Here is a 14625-nt window from a genome sequence, read left to right on the forward strand (position 1 = left end):
GACACGGTAGATACGACTTCTTAGCGTGGTCAATCCTCGCATCTCAGGCATCTGTCGGCGCCCCCTTCAGTTAAGGGGACTCACGTTTCAGAACGGTTGCAGGCCCATGTCCGAAAACACCGTCCTTGTCCTAGGTTCCGACCCGCCGCCGAAGCTGGACCGGCTCTCCGGCCGGGCCCGGGTGATCTACGCCGACGAGACCGCTCTCGCGGACCTACTCCCCTCCGCCGACGTGCTGTTGGCCTGGGATTTCACCTCCGATGCGATCCGGAAGGCGTGGCCTGAGCAGGGCCCGCGCCCCCGCTGGGTGCACACCGCGAGCGCCGGCGTGGACCGGCTGCTGTGCCCGGCACTGATCGCCGACGACACCCTCGTGACCAATGCGCGCGGCGTTTTCGAGCAGCCGATCGCCGAATACGTCGCGGGCCTCGTCCTGGCCATGGCCAAAGATTTCTACGGAAGTTGGGAGCTCCAGCGGCAGCGGCGCTGGCGGCACCGCGAGACCCTGCGGCTGGCCGGGAGCCGGGCCGTCGTGGTGGGTTCGGGACCGATCGGGCGGGCCATCGGCACCACCCTGATGGCACTGGGTGTCGACGTCGACCTGGTGGGCCGCCGGGAGCGGACCGGCGACCCGGAGTTCGGCACGGTGCACGCGTCCGACGCGCTGCATCCGCTGCTGGGCCGGGCGGACTGGGTGGTGTGCGCGGCGCCCCTGACCGACGCCACCCGCGGCCTCTTCGACCGGCGGGCGTTCGCCCTGATGCGGCCACAGACCCGCTTCATCAACGTGGGGCGCGGCCCGCTGGTCGTCGAGGACGCGCTGGTCGCCGCGCTGCGCGAGTGGCGGATCGCGGCGGCTGCGCTGGACGTCTTCGAAGTGGAGCCGCTGGCGTCCGACAGCCCGCTGTGGGACGTGCCGCACCTGATCGTCTCGCCGCACATGAGCGGCGACACACTGGGCTGGCGGGACGCGCTCGCCGAGCAGTTCCAAGACAATTTCGACCAGTGGTCGGCCGGCGAACCGCTGCGCAATCTCGTCGACAAGAAGCTCGGTTACGTCCCGGTGAGATAGCCCCCGCCCGCGCTCCCCTCCCCCGCACCGTCCCCACCGCAGCAGCCCCGCACCCGGCCGCCGCCCCGCCACGGGCGGCCCATCGCACGGAGGACGCCATGACCGAACCGACCCAGCTCGCCGACCTCTCCGCCCAGCGGCTCACGGCCGGCTACGCCGCCGGTGAGTTCTCTCCCGTCGACGTCACCCGGGAGACGCTGGAGCGGGCCGATGAGGCCAGGGCCAGGACCAACGCGTTCACCCTGATCGACGGCGACGAGGCGCTGGCCGAGGCCAAGGCGTCCGAGGAACGCTGGCGGTCGGGGCAGCCGGCCGGTCCGGTGGACGGGGTGCCGACGACCGTCAAGGACCTGTTCCTGACCCGCGGCCGTCCCACGCTGCGCGGCTCGCTGACCGTCAGGCCCGAGGACGCGGCCTGGGACGAGGACGCGCCCGCGGTGGCCCGGATGCGCGAGTCGGGCGCGGTGTTCCTCGGCAAGACGACCACACCGGAGTTCGGCTGGAAGGGTGTGACGGACAGTCCGCGGCACGGGGTGACAGGCAATCCGTACGACCCGGGGCGCACCTCGGGCGGCTCAAGCGGCGGCAGCGCGGCGGCGGTCGCGCTGGGCGCGGGGCCGCTCAGCCTGGGGACGGACGGCGGCGGGTCGGTCCGTATCCCGGCGTCGTTCTGCGGGATCTTCGCGCTCAAGGCGACGCACGGGCGGGTGCCGCTCTATCCGGCGAGCCCGTTCGGGACGCTGTCGCACGCCGGGCCGATGACCCGGGACGCGGCGGACGCGGCGCTGCTGATGGACGTGATCAGCGGCCCGGACTGGCGCGACTGGTCGCAGCTCGGGCCGGTCGCCGGGTCCTTCCGTGCGGCGCTGGACGGTCCGGTCGCCGGGCTGCGGGTGGCGTACAGCCCGGCGCTCGGCTGGGACGTGCCGGTGGCGCCCGACGTCGCGGCGGCGGTGCGGTCGGCGGTGGAGACGCTGGCGTCGCTCGGCGCGTACGTGGAGGAGATCGATCCGGGGATCGAGAATCCGGTGGAGGCGTTCCACACGCTGTGGTTCAGCGGTGCGGCGCGGGTCGCCGAGCACCTGGACGCGGCGGACCGGGAGCTGCTGGATCCGGGGCTGCGGGAGATCTGCGCGCAGGGCGAGCGGTACAGCGCGCTGGACTATCTGGCGGCGGTGGACGTGCGGATGGCGCTCGGCCAGGCGATGGGCCGCTTCCACAGCGCCTACGACCTGCTGGTGACGCCGACCGAGCCGATCACCGCCTTCGAGGCGGGGGCCGAGGTCCCCGCGGGTTCGGGGCACACCCGCTGGACCGGCTGGACGCCGTTCACCTACCCGTTCAACATGACGCAGCAGCCCGCCGCGACCGTGCCCTGCGGTCTGGACGGCGACGGGCTGCCGATCGGGGTGCAACTGATCGGCGCACGGCACGCGGACGCGCTGGTGCTGCGCGCCGCGCACGCCCTCTACACCTCCGGGGTCGCCGACATCCCTAGGCCCGGCGGAAGTTGAGGGTCTCGCCGAGCGCGCCGCCCCGCCAGAGGTCCTGGCAGGCGTCGGCCATCCGGTCGAGGCCCTCGACGACGGAGCCCCAGACGATGCCGGGCACCCAGCCCGCGTCGCCGTTGATCAGCAGGTTGTTGCGCTCGTAGAAGAGCGCGAGGTCGACGACGGTGGCGCGGCCCTGGTGCCCGGCCTCGGACTCGTAGCCGTAGGAGGCGGTGCCCAACTCGGTGTCGCTGAAGGTGAAGTAGCACAGGTCGCCGGGGATCGGTGTGATGGTGGGGTTCTCCAGCGGCGGCTCCTGGGGGGCGAACGGCGGGACCAGGGCGTAGATCTCGTTGCGGGCGTACTTGGCGTGGTAGACGTCGCCGCCGAGCGGCAGGGCGTCCCAGACGGCGTTGCAGGTGATCGGCGCCCGCGCGTCCAGCAGCTTCGCGGTGCAGCTCACGCCCCGCTTGTCCAGCGAGACTTCGACGAAACGGTCGGCCATGTGGCCTCCTATCGGTCCTCTTCGGTCGTGTGCCGGTCTCTTCAGGGCGCGCGGCGGCAATCCTGCGCGTCCGGTTCCTGGGTATCCCTTTGTGAGACGTCGGGCCGGTACGGCGGGCCGTCCGAAACGGTGAATTCCGTGACACCCGTACGGAACAGCATCACCACCGGGCTCCACCGTCACACATATGCCCCAACCCCCCATGGCATTCCAGGGGTTACACATCCGGCACCCGCACCGTAAGCACTCATGACGGACTTCCGCCACACTTTCACAACGCTTTTCCCGGGGCCGGAAATGATCTGCATATTTTCGTCAAGTCCGGGTAGCCGGGCGCCCATGGCACCACCACAGGGGAAAGATTCAGGCAAGAGTGTCAGAGGAATCGGCCGCCGCTCACTGTTGACAGGAGCGGCGGCCCTGGGTGTGGCAAGCGCGCTGGGCGCGAGTGCGGGGTGCTCCCGCGTCGACGTCGCCGGCGCAACGGACGGGGGACATCTGCTCGATGAGCTACGGGAAAAGAACACCGTACGCATGGGAATCGCCAGTGAGCCGCCCTATGCGTCCATCGACGAACAGGGCGAACTGACCGGTGAGGCACCGGCGGTGGCGGGCGCGATCTTCAAAAAGCTGGGTGTCGGACGTTTCGAACCGGTGCCGGTCGAATTCGGCGCCCTCGTACCGGGTCTGCATTCCTTCCAGTACGACGTGATCGTCGCGGGAATGTTCATCAACAAAGCCCGCTGCCAGGCCGTTCTCTTCTCCGATCCGGACTACGAGTCGAAGGACGGATTCCTCGTACTCAAGGGGAATCCGAAGCGCATCACTTCGTATGCGGACGTCGCCAGGGGCGGCTTCCGCATGGGCTCCGGAATCGGCTATGCGGAAATCGAGTACGCGATCGGCAACGGCGTGAAGAAAAGCGCCATTCAGACCTACGGCGACCAGATCGCGGGGATGGAGGCGCTGGAAGCCGGCCGGATCGACTGCTTCGCCGGCACCGCGCTGACGATGATCGAGGCGCTGAAGGCCGGGCGGCACCCGAAGGTGGACATGACCGAGCCGTTCACCCCTGAGGTCAAGGGCGAACCGAAGCGGGACGGCGGCGGTTACGGCTTCAGGACCGGCGAGACGAAGCTGCGCGACGCGTTCAACCGCGAACTGCACGCGATGAAGAAGAGCGGCGAACTCCTGCGTATCGCCGAGCCGTTCGGCTTCACCGAGGAGTTCATGACCGATCTGACCGCGAAGGAGCTCTGTGGCCGGTGACCGGAGCACTGTGGGAACTCTTCTTCCAAGGCGTGTGGATCACCGTCCAGTTGATGGTCTACAGCGCCGCCCTGGCCGCCGCCGTCGCCTTCGGCGTCGGTATGGCGCGCACCTCGCGCTTCCGGATCGTCCGCTTCCTCTCCGGCGCCTACATGGAGATCTTCCGCGGCATGTCCGCGCTGGTCCTGATGTTCTGGCTGTTCTTCGCCCTGCCGCTGCTCGGCTGGCAGCTGGCCGGCGTCTGGGCGGGCACCCTCGCCCTCGGCCTGTCCTACGGCGCGTACGGTTCGGAGGTCGTGCGCGGCGCCCTCCAGGCCGTCGCCCCCGCGCAGCGTGAAGCGGCCGTCGCGCTGAGCTTCTCGCCCTGGCAGCGGATGCGGAAGGTGATCCTCCCGCAGGCCGTGCCCGAGATGCTGCCGCCTTTCAACAACCTGCTGATCGAGCTGCTCAAGTGCACCGCGCTGGCCTCGCTGCTGTCCGTCGGCGAGCTGACGTTCCAGGCGAAACTGGCCCGGCTCTCCACGGGCCAGAGCGCCCAGGTCTACGGCATCATCCTCGTCCTCTACTTCGTCATCGCCTTCGCGGTGACCCGGGTCATGCGCCTGCTGGAGCGGCGGGCCAAGGCGTCCGTCGGCCGGGCTCCCGAGCCGTCCGGCGGCCGGATCCCGCGCACGCTTTCCGCCACCGGCCGGGAACCGCTGGCCACCGGAGGGAGGAAGCCGTGAACACCTGGTCATGGGGGTACGTCGGCGACATACTGCCCGAGCTGCTCAAGGGGCTGTGGATCACCGTCCAGGCGACCCTGTACGGCTCGCTGGTGTCCTTCGCGCTCGGTCTGGTGTGGGCGCTGGCGCTGCGCTCGCCGCACCGCCTGCTGACCTGGCCGGTCGGCATCGTCATCGAATTCATCCGCAACACCCCGCTGCTGGTGCAGCTGTTCTTCCTGTTCTTCGTGCTGCCCGGCTGGGGTCTGGCCTTCCCGCCGCTGGCCACCGGCGTCATCGGAATCGGCCTGCACTACTCGACGTTCACCGCCGAGGTCTACCGGGCCGGCATCGACGGCGTACCGGCCGGCCAGTGGGAGGCGGCGACCGCGCTGAGCCTGCCGCGCCGGCGCACCTGGAGCGCGGTGATCCTGCCGCAGGCGTTCCGGCGGGTGGTCCCCGTGCTCGGCAACTACGTCATCGCGATGTTCAAGGACACACCGATGCTGGCCGCCATCACGGTGGGCGACATGCTCTTCCAGGCGAACAGCATCGGCGCCGCCACCTTCGACTACATGGAGCCGATCACCGTCGTCGGGGTCCTGTTCCTCGTCATCGCGTACCCCACCTCCCTCCTCCTGCGAGCCCTGGAGCGCCGTCTTGTCCGCTGACCCGCACCTCCCCGAAGGAACCGCCAACCCGGCGGTGGACGGTACCGAGTTGATCCGCTTCGACCACGTCACCAAGCGGTTCGGGGCCCACACGGTCCTGGACTCGCTGGACTTCACGGTCTCGTCGGGCAAGCACGTGACCCTGATAGGCCCGTCCGGATCCGGCAAGACGACGATCCTGCGGCTGCTGATGACCCTGCTGACGCCGGACGAGGGCACCATCAGGGTCGGCGGCGACTACCTCACGCACGAGGAGAGGGGCGGCCGGCTCGTACCGGCCGGCGAGAAGCACACCCGCGAGGTGCGCAAGAACATCGGCATGGTCTTCCAGCAGTTCAACCTCTTCCCCAACATGAAGGTGCTGCGCAACATCACCGAGGCACCGGTGCACGTGCTGGGGCTCGGCAAGGAAGCGGCCGAGGAGCGCGCCCGTGGCCTGCTCGACCTGGTCGGCCTCACCGCGCACCTCGACAAGTACCCGACGCAGCTCTCCGGCGGCCAGCAGCAGCGGGTGGCCATCGCGCGGGCCCTGGCGATGCGCCCGCAGGTGCTGCTGCTGGACGAGGTGACGTCGGCGCTCGACCCGGAGTTGGTGGCCGGCGTGCTGGACGTCCTGCGGGACATCGCCCGCACCACGGACATCACGATGCTCTGCGTCACCCACGAGATGAGCTTCGCGCGGGACATCTCGGACGACGTGCTGATGTTCGACGCGGGCCGGGTCATCGAATCCGGTACGCCGGAGAAGATCTTCACCGAACCGGAGCACGCGCGCACCCGGGAGTTCCTGAGCGCGGTGCTCTGAAGCGGCGCGGTCACCGGGTACGCCACGGAGCCCGGCCCTTCCCCGGGCCGGGCTCCGCCGTGTGCACCGGGGGGGGCGCACTACTGTGCCTGCGGCATATGCCAGCGTGGCGCTTCCCTGGACAGGCGCATACCGGCCCATGCTTTTCGGTCAAGACCCCCTCCACCGAAGGCCGTTGGCCGCTATCGTGGTACGAGCCCCGCTGTCCGGGAGCGTCCGGTCCCCGCCGTTCGCCCCGCCCGCGACGGTCACTACGCAAGCGGTACCAACCTGCTAGGGGGACACCGTGGCGCTGAAGCCCGAGCCGACCGCGCCGTTCCATTCGGTGCAATACGCCCTTCGCGTGCTCGAAACCATCTCCCGGCACGCCAGTGGCGTGACCGACGTCCAGATCGCCCGCGAGACCGGCCTGGCCACCGGCCATCTCGCCCACATGCTCTCGATGTTGCGGCGCGAGAGCTACATCGAGCAGGTCTCCGACGGCGCGTACGTCGTCGGCGAATCGCTCCTCCTGCTGGGTACCGGCGGCGACCGCGACCAGGCACTCCGGGACAAGCTCCAGATCACGCTCGACGAGCTGCGGGACTCGGTCGGCGCCGCGGTGTACATCAGCCGCTACATCGACGGCGAGGTCAAGATCCTGCACTACGCCGACGGGCCGCTCGCCCCCAAGGTCAACGAGTGGGCGGAGTTCCGGCGCACGGCCCACGCCAGCGCGGTCGGCAAGTGCCTGCTGGCACAGCTGGACCACGACGGCCGCAAGGACCACCTCTCCCGGCACAAGACCGCCCGGCTCACCTCCCGGACGATCACCAACGAGCGGATCCTGCTGCACAAGCTCGACAGCCAGCCGCCGACGGTTCCCGTCCTCGACCTCCAGGAATACGCCGTCGGCACGGTCTGCGCCGCCGTGCCGATCACCGCGGGTTCGACGGTCGGCTGCCTCGCCCTGTCGATGCCGCTGGAGCACGCGCACCGCCTGCGGCAGGCCGCCGACGCCCTCAACCGCAGGGCCGCCCCGGTACTGCTGTCGCTCGCGCTCTGATCCGCGGGCCCGGTCACGGCGCCGCCCGACCACGGGGCGGGCGGCCTCGTACCGCTCGCTTCGGGCCGCCCCGCGTGCTCCCGGCCGGCCGGTGGTCCAGAGCACCCGCCGGGACCGGGTAGTATTTCTTTCGTCAGCGCGCGCCGCTAGCTCAGTTGGTTAGAGCAGCTGACTCTTAATCAGCGGGTCCGGGGTTCGAGTCCCTGGCGGCGCACCTGTGAAGTGGGCGTCCTCGGTTATCCGGGGGTGCCCACTTCGGCGTTACGGCCCGCCCTTGGCGTGGATGCCTGGCCTCCGGAGGCTCGGCCCGGCCCGGTCCGCGAACCCGCAAGGTGAGGACTTGCGGGCCGGGGACGCACGGGACCGGGCGGGTCCGGCGGGTCCGGAGGCCAGGCGGTCAGGGGCCGCAGGCGGGCGGTGTGCGCGCCTGCGGCCGGGGCCGGGTCAGGTGAGGTCGACGTCCGAGCAGGCGTAGAAGGCGTTGCCCGTGTCGGCGATGTTCCAGACACCCAGGATGATGTGGTGGCCGGCCTTCTGCGTCGGGACGGTGCCCTGGTGCTGCACCGTCGCCTCCGGCTGCTTGCCGCCCATCGGCACCGTCATGAACGGCTCGGGCTCAAGGTCGGCGCGGGTGAGCGGCTTGCTCGGGTCGTAGCTGTCCTTGGTGATGAAGTACTCGAAGTCCGTGGTGGCATGACGTGCGGTCAGCCGCCAGGTGAAGGTGTATCCCTGCCCGGCGGACAGCTTGGTCGCCGGCCACTTGCCGCCGCGCGGGTCGTCCAGCTCACCGAACCCTTCGTTTCCGCCGGAGCAGATCTTGCCGTCGGCGGGACCGGCGGCGGGGAAGCCCTTGGGGCCCTCGACGCTCTGGGGTTCGTAGGCAATGGCGCCGCAGTCCTTGGCCGTGCCCTTGGCGCAGAGCGCCTGCCGGCTGGGGGGTGCGTCGCTGTAGCCGTGGCTGGACGCGCTGGTGGTGGCCAGCAGGGAGGCGCCGACAACGCCGAGCCCGATCACGGCAGCACTGATCCTTTTGCGCATGCTTCGCTCCTGACGAACGTGGGGTGTTTCATCAGCGGGGGGGGGAAGTGCGGTCTAGACCACATCGGAGACTAACGACGGGTGCTGGACATGTCCAGACCAATAACAACCGGAGCTCCGGCTTCCGGAGCATGCCGAAAGCGGGCCACCGGCGGTACGCCGATGACCCGCAACTGCCTTGTCCCGGGGGCCTCGCACTCCGCGGGCGCCCCACACCCCCGGACATCACCCGGCCCTCAGGGGCGTCCCGGATCCGGGACGCTCGCCCGGCGCCTCAGGCCGCGGTGGCGAGATCTCCGGGACCGGGGCGGGCGGCCGTGTGCACCAGGGCCGTGTACGTACGCCGCAGCGCGATCAGCGACTCCTGCGCCTCGCGGTAGACGGCGGCATCCGGGCCGCCGCGATGGGCGAGGGTGCGGACCGGTGCGCAGTGCCGGTCCATGGCGCCGAGCCAGGCGCGGTGGTGCGTGGGCAGGTGACGGCGGACCGACTGCCGCCCGCCCTCGCCCGTACGCCGCCCGCCGACGCCGAGCACCGCGTCCGCCGCCTGGAGCACCGGCGGCTCCAGAGCGCCCTGGGCGGCCAGCGCGCCGAGCACCGCGCACTGCCGCGCGGTCGCCGGAGCCGCCGCCAACTCCGCGGTCTCCTCCTGGAGTTGGGCCCGCAGCGCGTGCTGGATACGGACCAGGCGGCGGAGCGCCGTCGGGGTGGAGGAGTCGTCGGGCGCCCGCCCTGCGAGGGTTTCGGCGAGCCGGAAGAGCCAGATGCCGTGCGCTTCGAGCCGCGTCACGGCCAGCATCAGCCGGTCGAGGCGGCACAGCGGCTGGCCTTCAGGCGCCCAGCGGACGATCGGCACCAGCTGTTCGGTACGGGCCAGTTGATCGATCGGCAGGTGCCGGCGCGGCTTGCGCTCCGGGGCCCAGTTGTGCAGCGACAGCGTGGGCAGCGCGACGAACTGGTCGTGGTCGATGCGGTGCGCGATCGCGGCCCACAGGTCGAGGAACGCCCCGTCGGCCGACTCGCGCGCGGCCGGCGCCTGCGGGTCGAGCCCGTTCCAGCCGCAGGCCACCGCGATCACCGCGATCCGCATCGCCGCGGCCTCGGCGTTGCGCGGCGACAGACGTGAGACGCGCTGCCGGAGAGCGGCCAGTTCGCCGCTGCGGCCGGCGCGCTCGACGGCCGCGACGGCCGCCTCGCGGTCGGGGGTGACGGCCACCGCGCGCGCCGTCGCGTCCAGTCGCGTCCAGGTGCCGATCATGCTGCGCACCGGTGGCCGCTCCGGCAGGAAGCCGTGCGCCCGCGGATCGTGCGCCCGCGCGTCGGCGGCCCGCTGGTCCGCTGCCGCATCCGGCAGATCCGGGTGGCCGGAATCGGACTGCTGCGCCGGCCGGCCGTCGTGGCCGCTCGGGCCCTCGTGCCCGGCCTGCCGCTGCTCGGGCACGTACGGGTGGCCCCCTTCGCGCGGGGCGGCCGGTTGCGGTGCCGTGCGCTGCGCGGGCGGCGTCGGCAGCCTGCGCTGCGCCGCACGCGTGCCGGGGCCGGGGTCGGTCGTGGTGGTCATGGTCGTCATCAGCACTTCCCCGCGAACAGCCGAGCCAGGTGGGTGTCCATATCCAGATAGCGGTCCTCGTGGCCGGGTGGCACGATCGCGGCCGTCTGTTCCAGCCATGCGGCCAGTTCCCCCGTGCGCACCGACAGTTCACAGACGGCGTCGTCGGTGAACAGCTCGATGTGGATCCGGCGCTGCCCGTCCGCCTCGCGGAAGGGCCACACCCGTACGTCCCCCTCGCCCTCCTCGCCGCGCAGCCCGTCCAGCAGCAGCTCGCGGCCGAACAGCCAGGTCGCGACCGTGGCGCCACGGCTGACGAACGCGACCTCGACCTCGTAGGGCCGGTCGCTGCGGTAGCTGAACGTGCCGGACACCGGAAGGGCTTCTTCCGGGCCGAGCAGGAGCTGCATCTCCAGGGTGCGCTTGGCTGTCGACACCATGACGATCAACCTTTCCGAGGGGGGACGGTCCCGGCGGACCCGAGTTCGGGGTGCGCGTCTTAGCAGACGTGACCCAGAGGGACGGGGTTGCAACAGTCGGGGCAGGAGTGACGGACACCATCGCGAACGCGGTCCTTACCTGCGCGTCGCGGGCCACGGTCGCCCCGGGCGTCGCGGCGGTGCCGGCGGCGCACGGATACCCGCGGGCGCCTGCCGCGCGACCCTGCACCGGCATTCCCGCTTCCCTTCCGTCCGCGTTCCGCTCTTCTCCCGCCCCGGCACTCGCTTCAGCCTCGCAACTGGCGGGCGATATCGCATGTTGACGGGGCAACTGATGATCTAGCGCACTGAACTCGATCTTCACAGAGCAATTCGGGCGACCCACCAGTCGAAGGTCCCGAGATCGAGGGACTTTCGCCCGCATCGGACGGGAATTCCGTGCGGTAGGTGCGGCGCCATTTCCGTGCGCCGCCCTTCCGGTGTCGATTCCCTCGCCTTTCCCCGCGCCGCTCCCCGGGCCCGGATTACCTCGAAGCCCATCCGTGTGACGCGTATCACCGGCCTTTCACGCATGAAGAGGCGCCCGGACGACCAAAGGCGGTCGGAAGCACTCCGCGCATTCGTGTAAAGTTATTCAGGTCAGCGCGCGCCGCTAGCTCAGTTGGTTAGAGCAGCTGACTCTTAATCAGCGGGTCCGGGGTTCGAGTCCCTGGCGGCGCACGTAGGACTGAGGCCCCTCGCCATGCGGGGGGCCTCAGTCGTTCCCGGGCGCGGCCCGGTGTGCGGCGGATCAGCCGGACGCCGGGCGGTTTGGTGCGTAGCCGCTCAGGTAGGCCGAGACCACCACGTCGGCCGGGCCGCCGTCCCGCGCGGCGCCGGGGTGCGCGCCGCGGGTCACCAGCCGGAGTTCGGCCCGGTCCGGCTCGTGGGCGCGGCGGACCTTCCGTGCGTCGAAGTCCCGGTGCTCGAAGACCTGGACGTCCTCGACGGTGAACCGTGCGGTGCTGCCGTCCGAGCGTTGTACGTCCACCCGCGCGCCCGGCCTGAGCCTGGTCAGACCGGCGAAGGCGGCCCGCCCCTCGCCCCCTGTGGACCGACCGGCGAGTACCGCCGCTCCGGCCGCACCGGGTTGCGGCCCGTCGGCGTACCAGCCGACGCTGCCGGGTGCGTCAGCCGGGGGCACGGCCACCGCGCCGTCGGCGTCCAGGCCCTGTGCGACGAGCCCGGTGTGGATGCCGAGGGCGGGGATGGTGAGGCCGCTGGGGCGTACGGTGCCGGGCGCGGCGACCGGGTCGTGGGTGCGCGGGGGCCCGCCGCCCAGGGGGCGGCCGACGGCTGCGACGTCTCCGGTGGCGGTCAGCTGGGACAGGGCGGCGTTCCCCGCCGTTCCGCTCCCCCACAGCCACAGGCCGAGCAGCAGCACCAGCCATCCCACCCCGATGAACAGCCGCCCGTATCCGGCGCCCGTGGTGGCCGTCGCGGCCACCCGCGCTGCGCCGTGGTGCTCAGTCCTCATCGCCACCGCCCTGCCGTTCGCGGCGGGTGCGCAGGCGGAGTCTGAGCAGTTGCCCGGCGATGATCAGGACCGCGCCGCCGGCCAGGACGAGGCCGACGGCCTGGGTGTTGTTCATCTCGGTGTCGGTCGCGGCGCCGGTGACCTGCGCGGGCTCGGGCCGTGGGGCCGGTGCCGGGTGGGGCCTGAGCTCCGGTATGACGGTGCGGGCTGCCGGGCCGGTGCCGGGCAGGGCCGCCGAGCCGCTCGGGGCGGCGGCCGGGGCGATGAGTGCCGTGCCGGTTCCGGCGCCGCGCCCGTCCCCGGCGTACGCGGGCGATGCCGTCACCGCACACACTGCGAGTGCGGCACAGAGAGTGAAGTGCGGTGAGCGCATGGTGAACCTCCGATATGTCGAAGGTCAGCCCGCGCGGGTCCTGCCGCATCCGGGGCGGCCGTCAGGTGCCCCGTTCAGGTGAGCGGGGCACCGGACGGCGGGCCGGTCAGATCAGGTCGACGAGGTCCGCGATGGAGTCGACGACGCGGGAGGGGCGGAAGGGGTGCCGCTCGACCTCTTCGGGGCGGGTGAGGCCGGTGAGGACGAGGAAGGTCTCCATGCCCGCCTCCAGGCCGGCCACCACGTCGGTGTCCATCCGGTCGCCGATCATGGCGGAGGTCTCGGAGTGCGCGCCGATGACGTTGAGGCCGTGCCGCATCATCAGCGGGTTGGGCTTGCCGACGAAGTACGGGTCGACGCCGGTCGCCTTGGTGATCAGCGCGGCGACCGATCCCGTCGCGGGCAGCGCGCCCTCGGCCGACGGGCCGGTCTCGTCGGGGTTGGTGGCGATGAAACGGGCGCCGTCGTTGATCAGCCGGATCGCCTTCGTCAGCGCCTCGAACGAGTAGGTCCGCGTCTCGCCGAGCACGACGTAATCGGGGGCGTGGTCGGTGAGGACGTAGCCGATGTCGTGCAGGGCGGTGGTCAGGCCCGCCTCCCCGATGACGTACGCGGTGCCGCCGGGGCGCTGGTCGTCGAGGAACTGGGCGGTGGCGAGCGCGGAGGTCCAGATCGACTCCCACGGCACGTCGAGCCCGATCCTGGACAGCCTGGCGTGCAGGTCACGCGGGGTGTAGATGGAGTTGTTGGTCAGCACGAGGAAGGGCCTGCCCGATTCGCGGAGCCGCTTGATGAAGGCGTCGGCGCCGGGAACGGGGATGCCCTCGTGCATCAGGACGCCGTCCATGTCGGTGAGCCATGACTCGATCGGCTTGCGCTCTGCCACTGCCGGACTCCTGCCGTACGTGTTGACCAGGGGCGCCGACCGCCTCCCGTACGCCCCACGGACCACACCGTGCGCCGCGGACTCGTACGTACAGCCGACACGGCCAGCCTAAGTCAGGGCGGGCCCAGGGAGACCCCGGCGGTCGTCCGGGTTCCGGTCCGCCGGGGCGCGGGCTCAGCCGCCGGTCGCCGTGCGCCAGGCGCCGACGTAGCTGTCCAGGTTCTTGTCGATGTCCTTCCAGTCCGGCTCGAAGATCTCGACTCCCTTCATGAGGGCGGCGAGTTCGGTGGCGCGGGCGTCCTTCGCCTCGATGTCCTGGCGGGCCGCGAAGCCGCCGCCGGCCGCGGAGACCTGGCGCTGGACGGGCTCGGAGAGCAGGTAGTCGAGGAACTTCTTGGCCTGGGCGGTGTGCGGGGCGTTCTTGACCAGGCCCGCCGCGTACGGCAGGGCGAAGGTGGCGGGCTTGCCGCCTGGCTTCGCCGCGGGGAAGAAGATGCCCTGGTGCGGCATGGCGGGCATGTTCGCGTAGTTCATCTGCACATCGCCGTTGGCGACCAGGAGTTCGCCCTTGTCGGTCTTGGGGGCGAGCTGTCCGGTGGAGGAGGACGGGCCGACGTTGTTGGCCTGGAGCTTCTTGAAGTAGGCCATGGCCGGTGCCTGCCCGCCGAGGTCGTGCATGGCCTTGACGACGACGGCGGTGCCGTCGCCCGCCACCCCCGGCGTCGAGTACTGGATTTTGCCCCGGTACTTGGCGTCGAGCAGGTCCTGCCAGCTCTCCGGGGGCCGCTTCAGCTCCTTCTTGTTGTAGATGAAGCAGAAGTAGTTGTTGACGACCGAGGTCCATCTGCCGCCCGGGTCCTTGTCGTGGGCGGCGACGTGGTCGGAGCCCCGGGGCCGGTAGGTGTCCAGCAGGCCCTTGCCGTCGGCCTGCTGGATGAAGGGCGGGAGGGTGACGAGCACGTCGGCCTGGGTGTGGGAGCGCTCGCGCGCCAGCCGCTGGACGGCGGCGCCGGAACCGCTCTCGACATAGTTGACCTTGATGCCGGTCTCCTTCTCGAAGCCCTTGAAGACCGTGTCGTAGAAGCCGTCGCCCTTCTCGCCGCGGAGGCCGTCGGCGCTGTAGACGGTGATCTCCTTGGCGTTCGGGTCGGCGGCGGCGCAGGCGGTCAGCGAAGCGGCGAGGGCGAGCGCACCGCCGCAGGCGGCGAGCGAGGCGGGAAGGGAGTGCGTGCGCATGGCGGGTGGGACTCCTGGTGGGAGGG

15 protein-coding genes and 2 tRNA genes are annotated in these 14625 nt (G+C 71.1%); 9 read left to right on the forward strand and 8 right to left on the reverse strand.

Features of this window, described 5'->3' with window-relative positions:
• Nucleotides 1-106 precede the first annotated feature (106 nt).
• Complete coding sequence (locus ACGFNI_RS20460) at nt 107-1072, forward strand: D-2-hydroxyacid dehydrogenase (protein WP_393685639.1); 966 nt, start codon at nt 107-109, stop codon at nt 1070-1072.
• 98 nt (nt 1073-1170) lie between these two features.
• A complete protein-coding gene (locus ACGFNI_RS20465; RefSeq protein ID WP_393685641.1) occupies nt 1171-2586 on the forward strand; it encodes an amidase in 1416 nt (471 codons plus the stop codon).
• Here the strand turns inward: ACGFNI_RS20465 and ACGFNI_RS20470 are convergent.
• Nucleotides 2567-3067, reverse strand: a complete 501-nt coding sequence (locus ACGFNI_RS20470; RefSeq protein WP_393685643.1) for a DUF3830 family protein — start codon at nt 3065-3067, stop codon at nt 2567-2569. The two genes, ACGFNI_RS20465 and ACGFNI_RS20470, sit on opposite strands and share 20 nt — an antisense overlap.
• Before the next feature lie 339 nt (nt 3068-3406).
• Between ACGFNI_RS20470 and ehuB the strand changes: the two genes are divergently transcribed.
• The 6 genes from ehuB to ACGFNI_RS20500 all read left to right on the forward strand — a co-directional run bounded on the left by ehuB (nt 3407) and on the right by ACGFNI_RS20500 (nt 7775).
• Nucleotides 3407-4336: an ectoine/hydroxyectoine ABC transporter substrate-binding protein EhuB gene (ehuB, locus tag ACGFNI_RS20475; RefSeq protein WP_393685901.1), complete on the forward strand. Its 930-nt coding sequence runs from the start codon at nt 3407-3409 to the stop codon at nt 4334-4336.
• Nucleotides 4333-5061 carry an ectoine/hydroxyectoine ABC transporter permease subunit EhuC gene (gene ehuC / locus ACGFNI_RS20480; protein ID WP_393685645.1) on the forward strand — a complete coding sequence of 243 codons (729 nt, stop codon included), beginning with the start codon at nt 4333-4335 and terminating at the stop codon, nt 5059-5061. Before ehuB ends, ehuC begins: the two co-directional genes overlap by 4 nt.
• Entirely contained in the window at nt 5058-5711 is a 654-nt protein-coding gene (ehuD, locus tag ACGFNI_RS20485; protein WP_393685646.1) for an ectoine/hydroxyectoine ABC transporter permease subunit EhuD, read from the forward strand. Before ehuC ends, ehuD begins: the two co-directional genes overlap by 4 nt.
• Before the next feature lie 34 nt (nt 5712-5745).
• Nucleotides 5746-6516, forward strand: coding sequence for an ectoine/hydroxyectoine ABC transporter ATP-binding protein EhuA (ehuA, locus tag ACGFNI_RS20490; protein ID WP_393685903.1), 771 nt, complete (start codon nt 5746-5748; stop codon nt 6514-6516).
• Nucleotides 6517-6802: 286 nt separating this feature from the next.
• A complete protein-coding gene (locus ACGFNI_RS20495) occupies nt 6803-7561 on the forward strand; it encodes an IclR family transcriptional regulator (protein ID WP_393685648.1) in 759 nt (252 codons plus the stop codon).
• Nucleotides 7562-7701: 140 nt separating this feature from the next.
• Nucleotides 7702-7775, forward strand: a tRNA-Lys gene (locus ACGFNI_RS20500).
• Between the two features lie 230 nt (nt 7776-8005).
• On the opposite strand, the gene ACGFNI_RS20505 is transcribed toward ACGFNI_RS20500, so the two are convergent.
• The 3 genes from ACGFNI_RS20505 to ACGFNI_RS20515 form a co-directional block, all read right to left on the reverse strand.
• Entirely contained in the window at nt 8006-8599 is a 594-nt protein-coding gene (locus ACGFNI_RS20505) for a lytic polysaccharide monooxygenase (RefSeq protein WP_393685650.1), read from the reverse strand.
• 274 nt (nt 8600-8873) lie between these two features.
• Nucleotides 8874-10169 carry a hypothetical protein gene (locus ACGFNI_RS20510; RefSeq protein ID WP_393685652.1) on the reverse strand — a complete coding sequence of 432 codons (1296 nt, stop codon included), beginning with the start codon at nt 10167-10169 and terminating at the stop codon, nt 8874-8876.
• Entirely contained in the window at nt 10169-10588 is a 420-nt protein-coding gene (locus tag ACGFNI_RS20515; protein ID WP_393685654.1) for an SsgA family sporulation/cell division regulator, read from the reverse strand. The genes ACGFNI_RS20510 and ACGFNI_RS20515 overlap by 1 nt, the downstream gene beginning before the upstream one ends.
• 646 nt (nt 10589-11234) lie before the next feature.
• On the opposite strand from ACGFNI_RS20515, the gene ACGFNI_RS20520 reads away from it, so the two are divergent.
• Nucleotides 11235-11308, forward strand: a tRNA-Lys gene (locus ACGFNI_RS20520).
• 70 nt (nt 11309-11378) lie between these two features.
• Here ACGFNI_RS20520 and ACGFNI_RS20525 read toward each other — a convergent pair.
• The 4 genes from ACGFNI_RS20525 to ACGFNI_RS20540 all read right to left on the reverse strand — a co-directional run bounded on the left by ACGFNI_RS20525 (nt 11379) and on the right by ACGFNI_RS20540 (nt 14599).
• Nucleotides 11379-12104: a sortase domain-bontaining protein gene (locus tag ACGFNI_RS20525; RefSeq protein ID WP_393685655.1), complete on the reverse strand. Its 726-nt coding sequence runs from the start codon at nt 12102-12104 to the stop codon at nt 11379-11381.
• Nucleotides 12094-12429, reverse strand: coding sequence for a hypothetical protein (locus ACGFNI_RS20530; RefSeq protein WP_393685657.1), 336 nt, complete (start codon nt 12427-12429; stop codon nt 12094-12096). Before ACGFNI_RS20530 ends, ACGFNI_RS20525 begins: the two co-directional genes overlap by 11 nt.
• 154 nt (nt 12430-12583) lie before the next feature.
• The gene (locus ACGFNI_RS20535; RefSeq protein ID WP_393685659.1) at nt 12584-13363 is read right to left on the reverse strand and encodes an HAD-IIA family hydrolase; all 780 of its coding nucleotides are present in this window, start codon (nt 13361-13363) and stop codon (nt 12584-12586) included.
• Nucleotides 13364-13537: 174 nt separating this feature from the next.
• Nucleotides 13538-14599 (reverse strand): 2-aminoethylphosphonate ABC transporter substrate-binding protein, encoded by a 1062-nt coding sequence (locus ACGFNI_RS20540; RefSeq protein ID WP_393685660.1) that lies wholly within the window; start codon nt 14597-14599, stop codon nt 13538-13540.
• Nucleotides 14600-14625: the final 26 nt, after the last annotated feature.

It is taken from the genome of Streptomyces sp. NPDC048644 (assembly GCF_043199105.1).
Classification (GTDB): domain Bacteria; phylum Actinomycetota; class Actinomycetes; order Streptomycetales; family Streptomycetaceae; genus Streptomyces.

Bases quoted from the DNA above. Each gene is read 5' to 3' on its own strand.
- ACGFNI_RS20460 (WP_393685639.1), top strand. From the start codon at position 107: ATGTCCGAAAACACCGTCCTTGTCCTAGGTTCCGACCCGCCGCCGAAG.
- ACGFNI_RS20465 (WP_393685641.1), top strand. From the start codon at position 1,171: ATGACCGAACCGACCCAGCTCGCCGACCTCTCCGCCCAGCGGCTCACG.
- ACGFNI_RS20470 (WP_393685643.1), bottom strand. From the start codon at position 3,067: ATGGCCGACCGTTTCGTCGAAGTCTCGCTGGACAAGCGGGGCGTGAGC.
- ehuB (WP_393685901.1), top strand. From the start codon at position 3,407: ATGGCACCACCACAGGGGAAAGATTCAGGCAAGAGTGTCAGAGGAATC.
- ACGFNI_RS20505 (WP_393685650.1), bottom strand. From the start codon at position 8,599: ATGCGCAAAAGGATCAGTGCTGCCGTGATCGGGCTCGGCGTTGTCGGC.
- ACGFNI_RS20510 (WP_393685652.1), bottom strand. From the start codon at position 10,169: ATGACGACCATGACCACCACGACCGACCCCGGCCCCGGCACGCGTGCG.
- ACGFNI_RS20515 (WP_393685654.1), bottom strand. From the start codon at position 10,588: ATGGTGTCGACAGCCAAGCGCACCCTGGAGATGCAGCTCCTGCTCGGC.
- ACGFNI_RS20525 (WP_393685655.1), bottom strand. From the start codon at position 12,104: ATGAGGACTGAGCACCACGGCGCAGCGCGGGTGGCCGCGACGGCCACC.
- ACGFNI_RS20540 (WP_393685660.1), bottom strand. From the start codon at position 14,599: ATGCGCACGCACTCCCTTCCCGCCTCGCTCGCCGCCTGCGGCGGTGCG.